The sequence below is a fragment of the Tenacibaculum sp. DPLXC6 genome, from assembly GCF_056815515.1.
Genome location: NZ_CP141806.1, coordinates 458,375 through 472,860, shown reverse-complemented (window position 1 = coordinate 472,860; position 14,486 = coordinate 458,375). Strand labels below are relative to the sequence as shown.

Genomic DNA, 14,486 nt, shown 5'->3' with positions numbered 1-14,486 from the left:
AAAGCCATTAAAATCAACTATCTTTGCACTCTTAAATTCATCAAATGAGATTACATAGAAACTTAGTTTTCGCGGTTATTGATAGCTTACGCGATATTTTTAATGAAGATGTATATGCAGATAAAGCTGTTGAAAAAGCTTTAAAGAGAGATAAACGTTGGGGAGCACGTGATAGAAAATTTGTTGCTGAAACTATTTATGATGTGGTTCGTTGGAAACGATTATATGCAGAAATAGCAAATGTAAAAGCACCTTATTCTCGTCCTGATTTATGGCGATTATTTGCTGTTTGGTGTGTGTTAAAAGGAATTCAATTACCAGATTGGAACCAGATAGAACCTACTCCTACAAGAAGAATTAAAGGTAGGTTTGATGAGTTATTAAAGACAAGAAAATTTAGAGAATCTATTCCTGATTGGATTGATGAAGTTGGAGTTCAAGAGTTAGGAGAAGAAGTTTGGACGAAAGAAATAGCTGCTTTAAATAAGCAGGCAGAGGTTATTTTACGTACAAACACCTTAAATACAACCAAAGCTCACTTACAAAAACAATTAGCTTCTGAAGGAATTGATACAGAGTTTATCAAAGGATATGATGATGCTTTAAAATTAGTAGAAAGAGCGAATGTTTTTAAAACAGAAGCCTTTAAAAAAGGTTTTTTTGAAGTTCAAGATGCATCTTCACAATTAGTAGCTGCTTACTTAGATGTTGAACCAGGTATGAAAGTGGTAGATACATGTGCTGGTGCTGGTGGTAAAACGTTACACTTAGCTTCTTTAATGAAAAACAAAGGGCAAATCATAGCAATGGATATTTACGAAAGTAAATTGAAAAAACTAAAAGTTCGTGCTCGTAGAAACGGAGTTCATAATATTGATACTCGTGTAATTGATTCTACAAAAGTTATTAAGAAGTTACAAGGAAAAGCTGATAGAGTATTAATTGATGCTCCATGCTCTGGTTTAGGAGTAATTAGAAGAAATCCTGATAGTAAATGGAAATTACAACCTGAGTTTTTAGATAAAATTCGTGGTACTCAGCAAGAAGTATTACAACAATATTCTAAAATGGTAAAGCCAGGAGGAAAAATGGTATACGCTACTTGTTCGGTACTACCATCTGAAAATCAACAACAAGTTGAATTCTTTTTAGCTTCTGATGCAGGAAAAGATTTTAAATTTGTAAAAGACGAAAAAGTATTGTCACATAAATCTGGTTTCGATGGATTTTATATGGCTCTTTTAGAAAGAAAATAATATTTTTAAAAATAAAGTATATTAAAAAAGGCTCGGGATAATATCTCGAGCCTTTCCTTTCAATCAACTATTAAAAACTAACTAATCACTAAACATTACTGTTAAGTAATTATATGCTTATATGACGATTATTTTCTATTGTCGTTACAATTACCATATGTCTTTAACATTATTTTAAGAAGGCAAATTCACCATTTTCATTTACCCTCTATCCTACTCGTTGATTTACAGTGGGTTTTGTATTTTGAATTATTTATAACTACATTTATCAGTAACTAACTAAAAAACTATTTTTATGACAGATTCAAACAAACCCACTACACTTTTTTGGATTATTGGTGTTGCAGCCTTAGTTTGGAATGGACTAGGTGTTATGTCTTACATTGGTCAAGCTTATATGACAGATGAAGTTAAAGCTGCTTTGCCTGAAGCAGAAAGAGCTTTATATGAAAATGTTCCTACTTGGGTTACTGCTGCTTTTGCTATTGCTGTTTTTGGCGGATTAATAGGTAGTGCTTTTTTATTAATGAGAAAAAAGTTAGCAAGACCTATGTTTTTAATTTCGCTAATAGCTATTATTGTTCAAATGTCGTATAACTTATTTATGAGTAGAGCAGCTGAAGTATATGGACCAGGAAGTGTTATAATGCCTATAATGGTAATTGTTATAGGTGTGTTTTTATTAATGTATTCTAAAAAAACAATAGCTAAAGGTTGGTTGTCATAACCGCTTAGAAATATATAATTTTAATGCTGTCTTTTCAAGACAGCAATTTTTTATTCAAATAGAACAAAAATAAATTCGGCAACACAAGCAGGTTTTTCTTGCCCTTTTATTTCTATTGTGCAATCAAAGGTTAGCTTTTTACCATTCTGAAAATCTTCTATTAGTTTAACAGAACTAATTAAGCGTAATTCACTATTTACAGGTACAGGATTTGGAAAACGAACTTTATTCAATCCGTAGTTTAACCCCATAGTTACACTTTTTACTTCAAATTGTTTAGAAATTAGTTCCGACAACATAGAAACAGACATAAATCCGTGTGCTATTGTTGTTTTTGTTGGAGAATATTTAGCTGCTTTTTCTTCATCAATGTGAATCCACTGTTTATCTAATGTGGCATTCGCAAAGTCATTAATCATTTGTTGAGTTACGGTATACCACTCTCCTACTGGTAATTGTTTTCCTTCTATATTGGAAAGTTCGTTTAAATTTTCAAAAACTATTTTTTTCATATCCTTTATTTACCAAAAACATCCTTTTTAATACGAGGAAGCTCTAATTTATACTGTACAGCAATTGTTCTTACAAGAATAATTATTCCTGCAGAAATAACAAAAAGTACATCTTCATTAATGTTTAAAGGATATAAAAGTAAGTATACAATTCCTCCTGCTAAACAGGCTGACGCATATATCTCTCTATGGAAAATTAACGGAATTTCATTTGTTAGCACATCTCTAATTACTCCTCCCATTACCGCAGAAGACATCCCCATTACTAAGGCTACAAACGGATGTAGGTTAAAATTTATCCCTTTTTGAACACCTAATAAAGTAAATACACTTATACCAATAGTATCGAACAGAAACATTGTTCTTCTTAACGGTGCTATTTTACTTCGAAATAAAAAAGTTGCCGCAACAGCTATTAATATTGTCCAGATATAGTTAATATCTCCAATCCAGTTTATAGGGTGTGCGTTAATAAGCACATCTCTAGTCATTCCGCCTCCTACGGCAGTAACAAAAGCTATGATAATGACTCCAAAAACATCAAACTTTTTTCTAATAGCAACTAATGCACCACTAATGGCAAAAGCAAAAGTTCCGGCGATGTCTATGGCGTAAATTACATCCATTTATATTGATATTTCAGAAAATTGTATTTGTAATGTTCTTTCTACTTCTGCTAAACGACTTCTTTCATTTTGAAGAATCAATGCTAAAGAAATTCCTCTTTTCCCCGCTCTTGCCGTTCTACCACTTCGGTGTGTGTAGTATTCTAGTTGTTCTGGTAATTGATGATGGATAACAAAAGCTAAGTTTTGAACATCTATTCCCCTTGCTGAAACATCTGTAGACACCAATACTTGAAGATTTCCGTTTTTAAAAGCACGCATTACCTTATCACGCTCTTTTTGCTGCATATCTCCTTCTAAAGCCTCTACAGAAAAGCCTTCCTCTTTTAATTCTTTTGTTAGCTTTTGAGCTCCTGCTTTAGTTCTTGAGAAAATGATGCCTCTTTCAGCATGTCTTTTTTCTAAAAACTTTACAATAATATCTGTTTTTTCAGGAATCGTAGTTGTTACGAATTGATGTGTTATATTGGCATTCACCAATACATTTTTGTTTACTTCAACTTGTTTTGCTGAAGCATTCATGTATTTTTTTATAATACTTCGTATTTCATCTGGCATTGTTGCTGAAAACAACCATGTTTTACGAGTACCTGAAGTATATTTTAAAATACGATTCAATTCTAATTTAAACCCCATACTAAGCATCTCATCTGCCTCATCAAGCACCAAGGTTTTAATGTTTTTTAAATCTACATCTCCTCTTTCTATTAAATCAATCAAACGTCCCGGAGTTGCTACAATAACATGTGTAGTTCTCTTTAAATTGTTGATTTGACGTTCAATCTTTTCTCCACCGTAAACAGCTTCTACAAAAATTCTATCATCAACATATTTTGTAAATTTAAATAATTGTTTCTTTATCTGTTGTACCAGTTCTCTTGTAGGCGATAAAATTAATGCTTGTACATTATCTTTTGAAGCATCTATTTTATGCAAAATAGGTAGACCATAAGCAGCTGTTTTACCTGTTCCAGTTTGTGCTAATCCGATAAAATCTGAATTATTTTCAAGTAAATAAGGTATGGTTTCTTTTTGTACTTCAGTAGGAGTTGTTATTCCTAACTCTTTCAATCCCTTAACATATTCTTTTCGTACTCCTAATCCGGTAAATGTTGTCATTCTATAAATTTATAAGTGCAAAGATATTGTTTCTTTTACGGTAACAATAAGTTTGTTACTTCTTTCGTAATTCTTTTAGGCTTTTTTGTGTTAGCATCTAACAAACAAAAAGTAGTTTGAGATTTTACTAATAAAGTTTCTCCTCTATACATTTCAAAGTGACGTACCGATCTTATCCCTTCTGTTTTCCCAACCCATGTTCTAAGTGTAACTTCATCTCCTAATACGGCTTGATTTTTATAATCAACTTCATGACGAATAACAAACCAAACATAGTCGATGTTTTTAACATTTTTAGAAAGTTCTTTCCAATGAGCATCAGAAATATTTTGCATCCATTGTACATACACTACATTATTTACATGGTTATATTCATCTATCTCTTCTGGAGTTACGATATGTTTTTGTTCAAATAAATTCATAAAGCAAACTTACAGGATTGATGTTAATTATTACTTAAATCTAACGCTGTTTTTATTTTTGATGGATAATTCACACTAATTTAGTCAGCATGAATAAAATCGCCAACGACTTAGGTACTAAAAGTATTAGTCAACTTATTTTAAAACAAGCTATTCCTGCTTCTATTGGAATTCTAGTAATGTCGATTAATATGATTGTTGATACCATTTTTGTTGGTAGATGGATTGGTGTACTCGCTATCGCAGCAATTACTGTTGTATTACCCATAGCTTTTTTAATATCTTCAATAGGTATGGGAGTTGGAATTGGAGGTAGCTCTATAATTTCTAGAGCACTAGGAGCTAACAAAGATGATAAAGCATTTGAGGTTTTTGGAAATCAAATTTCATTAACTATTGCATTGTCTATTTTATTTGTATTGTTAGGAACGTTTTTCAGTACTCCTATTTTAAGACTTTTTGGGGCCAATGGAGATATTATAACACCCGCTACTGAGTATTTCGATGTAATTGTTTGGGGAGTTCCGTTTTTGGCTTTTGCTATGATGGGTAATCCTGTTGTTAGAGCAGTTGGGAAACCTAATTATGCTATGCTTACCATGTTATTTCCTGCAATTGCTAATATTTTTTTAGATGTCATTTTCATTAAGTTTATGAACTTGGGAATGTATGGAGCTGGGTTAGCAACCTCTATTTCATATGCTGTAAGTGGATTATTCATTTTATGGTTTTTTATTTCAAAAAGAACTGAATTAAAAATTATTCCAAAGTATTTTAAATTGAATTTTTCTATTGTAAAAGAGATTGTTTCTTTAGGTGGTGTAACAGTAGTAAGGCAAGGAACCATAAGTATTTTAACTATTGTCCTAAACTATTCTCTTTTTAAATATGGAGGTGAAATTTCAATTGCTATTTATGGTATTATAAACAGAGTTATGTTATTTGCTTTATTTCCTGTTTTAGGGGTTACACAAGGTTTTTTACCTATTGCGGGGTATAACTATGGAGCTAATAATACAGAAAGAGTAAAAGAAACTATAAAAACATCTATACTTTTTGGTACGGGAATAGCTGTTTTAATTTTTATTCTGATAATGTTATTTCCTAATGAATTAGTTGGTGTCTTTACAGAAGACGAAAAGTTATTAAACCTTACTCCTAATGCATTAATTATAGCTTTTTTAGCAACTCCTGTAATTACTACTCAATTAATTGGATCTGCATACTTTCAAGCGGCAGGCAAAGCTTTACCTGCGTTATTATTAACACTATTAAAGCAAGGAATATTTTTAATACCTTTAGTGTATATACTACCTAAATTTTATGGTGTAAATGGTGTTTGGATGTCTTTTCCTATAGCGGATGTTTTATCTACTGTACTTACCTATGTTTATTTGAAAAGAGAGGTTAGATTACACCTAAATTAATCTAAAATACTTTCTCCATTTAAGTTTGTGGTTAGCACATCACTCATGTAATTAAAAAACGGACGTAAAGCTTTAAAAGCATCATCTACTTTTGTTAAAAAGTCTGGAGCTAACACTTCTTTATCAGAAAAACGTTGAATAGCTATATAACCTTTTTTACGAATCAAATCGATATCTGGATGCTGTTTATCAAATCCTTTAGGAGCAGTTTTAAGCTCATCCCCTTCTAGTTTACCTCCAAAATGTTGTACGTAGTTATTTTCTTTTAAAATTTCTCTAATTTCAGAAGCATCTACTTCAAATTCTTTACGAATACGTAAAAGATCTTCTTTATTTGGTTCCCAGAATCCACCAGCTACAAAACTATCTCCTGGAGAAACATGCAAATAATACCCTCCTCTCAATTCTGGCTTTTTTCTATGAAAAGAACCTCCAAAATGTGTTTTATAAGGTGTTTTATCTTTTGAAAAACGTACATCTCTGTAAATCCTAAACAACTTAAATTTATCAATCTCATCATGCTTGTTTAAGTTTTCTTCAATCGTTTTATAAACAGCTTTTGCATTATTTTGAGCTTCTATAAATCGAGATTTGTGTTCTGTAAACCATTCACGATTGTTATTTTCTTTTAAGTCCTTTAAAAATTGAAATGTTTGTTTTTCTAGTTGCATTATAAGCGATTTTGAACTTCTAAGGTACAAAAAAACTCCACTAAAAATTAGTGGAGTTTATGCTTTATTCTTTGAAAAAGTTACACGTTAAATCTAAAGTGCATAATATCACCATCTTTAACTACATACTCTTTTCCTTCTACTCTCATTTTACCAGCTTCTTTTACTTTAGCTTCACTACCAAACGCAACATAATCATCATAACCAATTGTTTCAGCACGAATAAATCCTTTTTCAAAGTCTGTGTGAATAACTCCTGCTGCTTGTGGTGCAGTTGCTCCTACAGGAATTGTCCAAGCTCTTACTTCTTTTACACCTGCAGTAAAATAAGTTTGTAAGTTCAATAATTTATAAGCCGAACGAACTAAACGAGAAACACCCGCTTCTTCTAATCCTATGTCTGCTAAGAACATTTGACGCTCTTCATAATCATCTAACTCTGTAATATCTGCTTCTGTTCCTACAGCTAATACAATAACTTCAGCATTTTCGTGTGCTACAGCTTCTTTCACTTTATCAACATAGGCGTTTCCTGAAACTGCTGAACCTTCATCAACATTACACACGTATAAAACAGGTTTTGCAGTAATAAACTGTAATGGTTTTACGAACTCCTCTTCTTTTTCTGTAAACTCAATAGAACGAACAGATTTCCCTTCTAATAAAGTAGCTTCAACTTTCAATAAAATCTCTAATTCTACTTGAGCCTCCTTATTACCCGTTTTAGCAGTTCTTTTTACTCGCTCTAAGCGTTTTTGAACAGTTTCTAAATCTTTTAATTGAAGTTCAATATCAATAGTTTCCTTATCTCTTATAGGATCAACAGAACCATCAACGTGTACTATATTGTCATTATCAAAACAACGTAATACATGTAAAATAGCATCTGTTTCGCGAATATTAGCCAAGAATTGGTTACCTAAACCTTCTCCTTTACTAGCTCCTTTTACTAAACCAGCAATATCTACAATTTCTACAGTTGCAGGTAAAACTCTTTCAGGATTCACTAGTTCTTCTAGCTTTTCTAAACGAGTATCAGGTACATTTACTACTCCTAAATTAGGCTCAATGGTACAAAACGGAAAGTTTGCACTTTGCGCTTTTGCATTAGATAAACAGTTAAATAAGGTTGATTTCCCTACATTTGGTAATCCTACAATTCCAGCTTTCATTCTATTGTTTTATTGAAATTTTGCGAGTGCAAATATAGTGCTTTGCTTTCTAAATTTTCTATTTATTTATGATTCATTTAAGTTTGTTTTTAGTTAGCAATTTTATGTTTTTAACATTTTTTTAAGATTTAGATTGATTTTTTACTATTTTTAAGAAATTAACTAAAAAATATATTTAAATGAAAAAACAGACCCTTCTTATTACTTACCTGTTTTTTTGGGGACTTCATATGTTGAGTGCTCAAACATTAATTAAAGGTACAGTAAAAGATACAAGCAACGAGCCTTTACCTGGAGCTAACGTTTTAGAAAAAGGAACCTCTAACGGTACGTCTACAGATTTTAATGGTGAATTTTCCTTTAACGCTAATGCTAATGGAACCTTAATAATTAGTTTTTCAGGATTTGAAACACAAGAAATTCCTATTAATGGAAAAACTAACTTTAATATTATTTTAAAAGAAGGATTAGAGTTAGACGAAGTTGTCATTGTAGGGTCAAGAAATCCTAAAAGGACAGCTATAGATACTCCCGTACCTGTTGATATAATTGATGTGGGAGATTTAGCTACTAAAAATGGTAAAGTAGAAGTAAATGATATACTTCAATACGCAGCACCTTCGTTTAACGCGACTAAACAGTCTGGTTCAGATGGAGCAGACCATATCGTACCTGCTTCTTTAAGAGGTTTAGGACCTGATCAAACATTGGTATTAATTAATGGAAAAAGACGTCATCAATCATCATTGGTTAACATTTTTGGGACACGTGGGCGTGGAAATTCTGGAACGGATTTAAACGCAATTCCTTCTGCTGCTATCAAAAGAATTGAAGTTTTAAGAGATGGAGCTTCAGCTCAATATGGTTCTGATGCTATTGCTGGAGTTATTAATATTGTTTTAAAAGATAATACTGATGGTGTTTCAGGAAGTGTTGGCTATGGTGCTTACAGTACAGCTATAGGAAGCGGATGGGCAGAAGCTACAGGAGAAACTTTATACAATGTGGAAGGAAAGAACAGATTGGATGGAGAAGACAAAAGTTTTGATGGAGGAACATTTAAATTAGACTTAAATTACGGGGCAAAACTGAATGATAAAGGAGGTTTTGTAAACTTTACTACCGAACTATTATCTAAGGAAAGAACGTTGAGACCAGGATTTTCTTGGCGTAAAGGATATGGTAGTGCCGCTATTGACGGGTTTAACTTTATGGTGAATGCAAGTTTACCTATAAACGACAATACTGAAGTATATGCTTTTGGAGGCAGAAACTTTAGAGATACTGATGCGTATGCTTTTTCTAGAGATAGTTTTGATGAAGGTGATAATAGAAGTGTTCCTAGCATACATCCAAATGGTTTTACACCAAGAATTACCTCTAATATTACTGATATTTCTGTTTCTGCAGGAATTAAACATAAATTAGAAAATGGTTGGGAAATTGATTTTAATAATACTTACGGAGAAAATAAATTCCATTATTTTATAAAAGACTCAAACAACGCTTCTTTAAAAGATGCTTCACCTACCGATTTTAATGCAGGAGGTCATAGTTTATCACAAAATACTACTGGATTAGATTTTAGTAAGTACTTAGAAGATTTAATGAGTGGAGTTAACCTTGCTTTCGGTTTAGAATATAGAACAGAAAACTTTATCATTTTTGCTGGAGAAGAAGCTTCTTATGGATTGTATGATGATAACGGAGTGTTAATGACAAATCCTACTGTTCAACCAGTAGCTGTTGACAGTAATGGAGATGAACTACCTGGAGGATCTCAAGGTTTCCCAGGCTATGGACCAGATAATGAAGTTGACCGTTCAAGAAGTAATGTAGGTATCTATTTTGATTCTGAATTTAACTTTACAGAAAAATTCTTAGTAGGAGCAGCCGTTCGTTTTGAAGATTACAGCGATTTTGGTAGTACATTCAATTTTAAATTGGCTTCAAGGTTTAAAGCAAGTAATAATTTAACCTTGAGGGGTTCTATTTCTTCTGGTTTTAGAGCACCATCTTTAGCTCAATTATATTATAATTTAAAATTTACCAATATTGTTAATGGTGAATCTTTACCATCATTATTATCTGCAAATAACAGCACCGTAACTAGAGCTTTCGGAATAGAACAGTTAAAAGAAGAAACAGCATTCAATGCTAGTTTAGGATTTACTTATAAAATAGGTGGATTTACCGCTACCATTGATGCATACTCTATAACTGTTGATGATCGTATTATTTTAACAGATAATTTTGATGCTTCTGGATTGAATTTAGGTGTAGATGCAGCACAATTCTTTGCAAATGGTGTTGATACAAAAACTCAAGGATTAGATATTGTTTTAAACTATAAAAAATCTTTTGAAGACCATAGAATTGATGTAGGTTTAGTAGGAAACTTTAACGATACTAAAATTGAAAAAATTAAGAACGGAAATTTAAACAGATTTACTTTCTTTAGCCCTTTTTCTGAAGCTTATTTAAAAGCTGCAGCTCCAGATCACAAATTCGGTTTAAATCTTGGATATGGATATAAAAAACTAGATGTTGCTTTAAACTTTACAAAATTCAGTGAAGTTCAATTACAAGATTTTCAATGGGTAGACTCACCAGCAACTACACAAGCAGAAGCAGATGCTTTATATGCTGTTGCTACAGATGTTTATGATAGTAAAATAACAACTGATTTAAGTTTAAGCTATGCTTTCACTGATAAAATTACGTTTACAATTGGAGGAAATAATATTTTTAACGTGTACCCTACTCCACAATTTGATGGATGGACTGATCAGGGAGGATTAGCTGATTCTGTACAAATGGGATCAGACGGTGCTTATTTCTTTACTAGATTAGGATTTAAACTTTAATACACTTTTTATAAAAGCAAAAATCCTGAGAATACTCTCAGGATTTTTTTTTATCTCTTAACTCTAGAAATCTAGAGCTTATTAATCATTATGCATAAAACGTTGTTTCGCTAATAGCTCTTCTTCTGTTTCTACATTATCTTCATCAGGAACACAACAATCAACAGGACAAACAGCAGCACACTGAGGTTCTTCATGAAAACCTTTACATTCTGTACATTTATCTACAACGATATAATAAATTTCATCCGAAATTGGCTCTTGATCTTCATCTGCATTAGCAGATTTACCGTTTGGTAAAACAATATTTCCTGTTAAATCAGTTCCATCAGCATATTTCCAGTCATCTGCACCTTCGTAAATTGCTGTATTTGGACATTCAGGTTCGCAAGCCCCACAGTTTATACATTCATCAGTTATTATAATTGCCATAATTAATCTCTTTCAGTTTTGTAACTTTGCATTCGCAAAAATAGTTCCAATTTAATTTAGAACCAAATAAATGGATAGTATAAAAAGTAGAATTAACGCTTTTCATAAACTAGGAGAATTTTTAAGCCAGTTTTCTCAAGAGAAAATAGAGAAAAAAGAAGGTATAGAACATAACGAATTGTTTTTTGATGGATTTAAGCATCAACTAAAAATAGCAGGAGAAAATAACACTTGGTTTACTAAAGAAAACCTATTATTTTCTATTAAAAATTGGTCAAAAGCACTCACTTCTGATAATTTAACTCAATGGGTAGCTAACGAAAATTTAGGTAAGAATAAACCTAAAATAGTTGCTGTTATTATGGCTGGAAATATTCCTTTAGTTGGCTTTCATGATTTTTTATCAGTTTTAATTTCAGGACACTCCGTATTAGTTAAACAATCTTCCAACGATAAACACTTACTTCCTTTTTTGGCAAAGTATTTAGAGTATGTTGAGCCTGAATTAAAAGGAAAAATCACATTTACTGAAGAAAAAATAACAAGTTTTGATGCTGTTATTGCCACTGGTAGTAATAATACAGCACGTTATTTTGAATATTATTTTAAAGATAAACCTAGCATTATAAGAAAAAACAGAAACTCTGTGGCTGTTCTAACAGGAAACGAGTCTGGAGAACAACTGCAAAACTTAAGCGAAGATGTTTTTCGTTACTTTGGGTTAGGTTGTCGCTCAGTTTCTAAAGTATTCATCCCAAAAGATTATAATTTTGATGCTTTTTTCAATGGAATGTATCAACAACATGAAATCATTAATAATACTAAATATGCTAATAATTACGATTACAACAAAGCAGTGTATTTAATGAGTGAATTTGACATTCTAGAGAATGGTTTTTTAATGATTAAAGAAGATGAAAGCTACGCCTCTCCTATTGCTTCTGTTTTTTATGAATACTATGATAATGTAGATGATTTAAAAATTAAACTGTGGGAAGACAGAGATCAAATTCAGTGTATTGTAGCTAATGATTTTATTAAAAATGAAGTAGCATTCGGACAAACACAACACCCAAAGTTATGGGACTATGCTGATGGTGTAAACACACTAGAATTTTTAGCTAAAATTTAAAAGAGTCTCTATATAAATTTGCACCTTTGTGTAGCAAAACACAACAACACAAATGAAAAAACATAACTTTAGTGCAGGACCTTGTATTTTACCTGAAGAAGTGCTGAAAAAAGCATCAGACGCTGTTATTAATTTTAATAATGACAATTTATCTTTAATCGAAATATCACACAGAAGTCAACCTTTTGTTGATGTAATTGAAAAAGCGAGAAATTTAGCATTAGAATTATTAGGACTAGAAAATAAAGGTTATAAAGCATTGTTTTTACAAGGTGGAGCTAGTATGCAATTTTTAATGGTTGCTTATAACCTATTAAACAAGAAAGCAGCTTACTTAAATACAGGAACTTGGAGTGACAAAGCAATTAAAGAAGCTAAACTATTTGGCGAATTAGTAGAAGTAGCTTCTTCAAAAGATAAAAACTTCAGTTATATACCTAAAGCATATGAAATTCCTACTGATGTAGATTATTTCCACTGTACTAGTAATAACACTATTTATGGAACACAAATGAAGAGTTTTCCAAAGACTTCTGTTCCAATGATATGTGATATGAGTTCTGATATTTTTTCTCGTCAATTGGATTTTTCAAAGTTTGATTTGATTTATGCAGGGGCTCAAAAAAACATGGGACCAGCTGGTACTACGCTTGTTGTAGTAAAAGAAGACATTTTAGGGAAAGTAGAACGTCAAATTCCTTCAATGTTAAATTATCAGGTAATTATTGATAAAGAAAGTATGTTTAATACACCTCCTGTATTTGCAGTATATACTTCCATGTTAACTTTGGAATGGTTAAAAGATTTAGGAGGTATCGAATTCATTGAAAAGGTGAATGAAAAAAAATCAGCACTGTTATATAGTGAAATAGACAGAAACCCTTTATTTAAAGGAGTAGCTGCTATAGAAGACAGAAGCCATATGAATGCTACTTTTACCTTAGCTGATAAAAACTTACAAGCTAAGTTTGATAAAATGTGGCAAGAAGCCAATATCAACGGGTTAAGTGGTCATAGAAGTGTTGGTGGTTACCGTGCAAGCATGTACAATGCCTTACCTTTATACAGTGTTCAGGCCTTAGTAGATGTAATGCAAGAATTAGAAAGAATAAGTTAGATACAACGTCATTTTTTTATAATGGCATTTTTAATATAAAGAACGATGAAGATATTAGTGACCGATGGAATTTCCGCTAGCGGAATACAAGCTTTAGAAGACAAAGGCTTTGAAGTAATAAACACTAAAGTTGCACAAGAGCAATTAGAAAACTATATAAACGACCATACTATTGATGCTATTACAGTAGGTAATACTACACAAGTACGACAAGAGTTAATTGATGCTTGCCCAAGCATTAAACTTATTGCTTGTTTAGGAACCGAAATGGATAATATTGATGTTGATTATGCTATTAGTAATGGGGTTCACGTTGTGAATAGTGAAGATGCTTCTGCTACTTCAATTGCAGAACTAGTATTTGCACATTTATTCGGAATGGTTCGTTTTTTACATCAATCGAACCGTGAAATGCCTTTAGAAGGAGACATGCGTTTTAATGCTTTAAAAAAGCAATACTCACAAGGAACTGAATTAAGAGGAAAGACACTAGGAATTATTGGATTTGATACCGTAGGACAAGAAGTTGCAAAAACAGCACTGGCTTTAGGTATGGAAGTAATAGCTACCGATGCTGAAGTAGATAATGCAACCATTACAATTCCTTTTTTCGATGGTCAATCGGTAGATTTCTTTATTGAAACAGAAACTATAGATAACCTATTATCAAAATCAGACTTTATAACCTTACACCTTCCTGTACAAGAAGGATATGTTATTGAAACATCTTTATTAAACAAAATGAAAGACGGTGTAGGAATTATAAATACTTCTCATGGAGGTGTTTTAAATGAAGTTGATTTAGTAAAAGCTATAGAAAGCGGAAAAGTTAAATATGCAGGATTAGACGTTTTTGAAAGTCAACCGAGGCCAGAAATTCAACTATTAATGAATCCTGAAATATCAATGACACCTCATATTGGTGCTTCAACTGTTGAAGCGCAAGATAGAGCTGGAATTGAACTTGCTAATAAAATCATCGAATTACTAAGCGAATAAAATAATC

Annotated in this window: 14 protein-coding genes; 7 read left to right on the top strand and 7 right to left on the bottom strand. The window is 31.9% G+C overall.

Annotated features, from left to right (window positions below):
- The first annotated feature begins 44 nt into the window (after nt 1-44).
- Complete coding sequence (locus tag VCM48_RS02035) at nt 45-1,256, top strand: RsmB/NOP family class I SAM-dependent RNA methyltransferase (RefSeq protein WP_482271430.1); 1,212 nt, start codon at nt 45-47, stop codon at nt 1,254-1,256.
- A gap of 295 nt (nt 1,257-1,551) precedes the next feature.
- Entirely contained in the window at nt 1,552-1,983 is a 432-nt protein-coding gene (locus VCM48_RS02030; protein ID WP_482271429.1) for a hypothetical protein, read from the top strand.
- A 50-nt stretch (nt 1,984-2,033) separates the two neighbouring features.
- Here the strand turns inward: VCM48_RS02030 and VCM48_RS02025 are convergent, their stop codons facing one another.
- The 4 genes from VCM48_RS02025 to VCM48_RS02010 are packed head-to-tail and all read right to left on the bottom strand — an operon-like array spanning nt 2,034 to nt 4,662.
- Complete coding sequence (locus VCM48_RS02025; protein ID WP_440121529.1) at nt 2,034-2,495, bottom strand: MaoC family dehydratase; 462 nt, start codon at nt 2,493-2,495, stop codon at nt 2,034-2,036.
- Between the two features lie 5 nt (nt 2,496-2,500).
- A complete protein-coding gene (locus VCM48_RS02020; protein WP_047788850.1) occupies nt 2,501-3,121 on the bottom strand; it encodes a trimeric intracellular cation channel family protein in 621 nt (206 codons plus the stop codon).
- Nucleotides 3,122-4,240, bottom strand: coding sequence for a DEAD/DEAH box helicase (locus VCM48_RS02015; protein ID WP_482271428.1), 1,119 nt, complete (start codon nt 4,238-4,240; stop codon nt 3,122-3,124). It lies immediately after the preceding gene.
- A gap of 35 nt (nt 4,241-4,275) precedes the next feature.
- Nucleotides 4,276-4,662 carry an acyl-CoA thioesterase gene (locus tag VCM48_RS02010; RefSeq protein ID WP_121146808.1) on the bottom strand — a complete coding sequence of 129 codons (387 nt, stop codon included), beginning with the start codon at nt 4,660-4,662 and terminating at the stop codon, nt 4,276-4,278.
- An 89-nt stretch (nt 4,663-4,751) separates the two neighbouring features.
- Between VCM48_RS02010 and VCM48_RS02005 the strand changes: the two genes are divergently transcribed.
- Nucleotides 4,752-6,089 carry an MATE family efflux transporter gene (locus tag VCM48_RS02005; RefSeq protein WP_482271427.1) on the top strand — a complete coding sequence of 446 codons (1,338 nt, stop codon included), beginning with the start codon at nt 4,752-4,754 and terminating at the stop codon, nt 6,087-6,089.
- Here VCM48_RS02005 and VCM48_RS02000 read toward each other — a convergent pair.
- Nucleotides 6,086-6,760 carry a DUF2461 domain-containing protein gene (locus tag VCM48_RS02000; protein ID WP_482271426.1) on the bottom strand — a complete coding sequence of 225 codons (675 nt, stop codon included), beginning with the start codon at nt 6,758-6,760 and terminating at the stop codon, nt 6,086-6,088. The two genes, VCM48_RS02005 and VCM48_RS02000, sit on opposite strands and share 4 nt — an antisense overlap.
- 80 nt (nt 6,761-6,840) lie before the next feature.
- Complete coding sequence (gene ychF / locus VCM48_RS01995; protein ID WP_440121525.1) at nt 6,841-7,932, bottom strand: redox-regulated ATPase YchF; 1,092 nt, start codon at nt 7,930-7,932, stop codon at nt 6,841-6,843.
- A gap of 179 nt (nt 7,933-8,111) precedes the next feature.
- Here ychF and VCM48_RS01990 point away from each other — a divergent pair, with 179 nt between their 5' ends.
- Entirely contained in the window at nt 8,112-10,799 is a 2,688-nt protein-coding gene (locus VCM48_RS01990) for a TonB-dependent receptor (protein WP_482271425.1), read from the top strand.
- Nucleotides 10,800-10,880: 81 nt separating this feature from the next.
- On the opposite strand, the gene VCM48_RS01985 is transcribed toward VCM48_RS01990, so the two are convergent.
- Complete coding sequence (locus VCM48_RS01985; RefSeq protein WP_047788857.1) at nt 10,881-11,231, bottom strand: 4Fe-4S dicluster domain-containing protein; 351 nt, start codon at nt 11,229-11,231, stop codon at nt 10,881-10,883.
- 70 nt (nt 11,232-11,301) lie between these two features.
- Here VCM48_RS01985 and VCM48_RS01980 point away from each other — a divergent pair, with 70 nt between their 5' ends.
- From VCM48_RS01980 to VCM48_RS01970, 3 genes are read left to right on the top strand one after another with little or no spacing between them, the layout of a single operon-like run.
- The gene (locus VCM48_RS01980; RefSeq protein ID WP_482271424.1) at nt 11,302-12,363 is read left to right on the top strand and encodes an acyl-CoA reductase; all 1,062 of its coding nucleotides are present in this window, start codon (nt 11,302-11,304) and stop codon (nt 12,361-12,363) included.
- Nucleotides 12,364-12,415: 52 nt separating this feature from the next.
- Complete coding sequence (serC, locus tag VCM48_RS01975; protein WP_482271423.1) at nt 12,416-13,480, top strand: 3-phosphoserine/phosphohydroxythreonine transaminase; 1,065 nt, start codon at nt 12,416-12,418, stop codon at nt 13,478-13,480.
- Between the two features lie 45 nt (nt 13,481-13,525).
- Entirely contained in the window at nt 13,526-14,479 is a 954-nt protein-coding gene (locus tag VCM48_RS01970) for a D-2-hydroxyacid dehydrogenase (RefSeq protein ID WP_274639841.1), read from the top strand.
- Nucleotides 14,480-14,486 lie beyond the last annotated feature (7 nt).

What these genes read in the sequence shown, in the direction of transcription:
- VCM48_RS02035 (WP_482271430.1), top strand. Translation starts at nt 45, where the DNA reads ATGAGATTACATAGAAACTTAGTTTTCGCGGTTATTGATAGCTTACGC.
- VCM48_RS02030 (WP_482271429.1), top strand. Translation starts at nt 1,552, where the DNA reads ATGACAGATTCAAACAAACCCACTACACTTTTTTGGATTATTGGTGTT.
- VCM48_RS02025 (WP_440121529.1), bottom strand. Translation starts at nt 2,495, where the DNA reads ATGAAAAAAATAGTTTTTGAAAATTTAAACGAACTTTCCAATATAGAA.
- VCM48_RS02020 (WP_047788850.1), bottom strand. Translation starts at nt 3,121, where the DNA reads ATGGATGTAATTTACGCCATAGACATCGCCGGAACTTTTGCTTTTGCC.
- VCM48_RS02015 (WP_482271428.1), bottom strand. Translation starts at nt 4,240, where the DNA reads ATGACAACATTTACCGGATTAGGAGTACGAAAAGAATATGTTAAGGGA.
- VCM48_RS02010 (WP_121146808.1), bottom strand. Translation starts at nt 4,662, where the DNA reads ATGAATTTATTTGAACAAAAACATATCGTAACTCCAGAAGAGATAGAT.
- VCM48_RS02005 (WP_482271427.1), top strand. Translation starts at nt 4,752, where the DNA reads ATGAATAAAATCGCCAACGACTTAGGTACTAAAAGTATTAGTCAACTT.
- VCM48_RS02000 (WP_482271426.1), bottom strand. Translation starts at nt 6,760, where the DNA reads ATGCAACTAGAAAAACAAACATTTCAATTTTTAAAGGACTTAAAAGAA.
- ychF (WP_440121525.1), bottom strand. Translation starts at nt 7,932, where the DNA reads ATGAAAGCTGGAATTGTAGGATTACCAAATGTAGGGAAATCAACCTTA.
- VCM48_RS01990 (WP_482271425.1), top strand. Translation starts at nt 8,112, where the DNA reads ATGAAAAAACAGACCCTTCTTATTACTTACCTGTTTTTTTGGGGACTT.
- VCM48_RS01985 (WP_047788857.1), bottom strand. Translation starts at nt 11,231, where the DNA reads ATGGCAATTATAATAACTGATGAATGTATAAACTGTGGGGCTTGCGAA.
- VCM48_RS01980 (WP_482271424.1), top strand. Translation starts at nt 11,302, where the DNA reads ATGGATAGTATAAAAAGTAGAATTAACGCTTTTCATAAACTAGGAGAA.
- serC (WP_482271423.1), top strand. Translation starts at nt 12,416, where the DNA reads ATGAAAAAACATAACTTTAGTGCAGGACCTTGTATTTTACCTGAAGAA.
- VCM48_RS01970 (WP_274639841.1), top strand. Translation starts at nt 13,526, where the DNA reads ATGAAGATATTAGTGACCGATGGAATTTCCGCTAGCGGAATACAAGCT.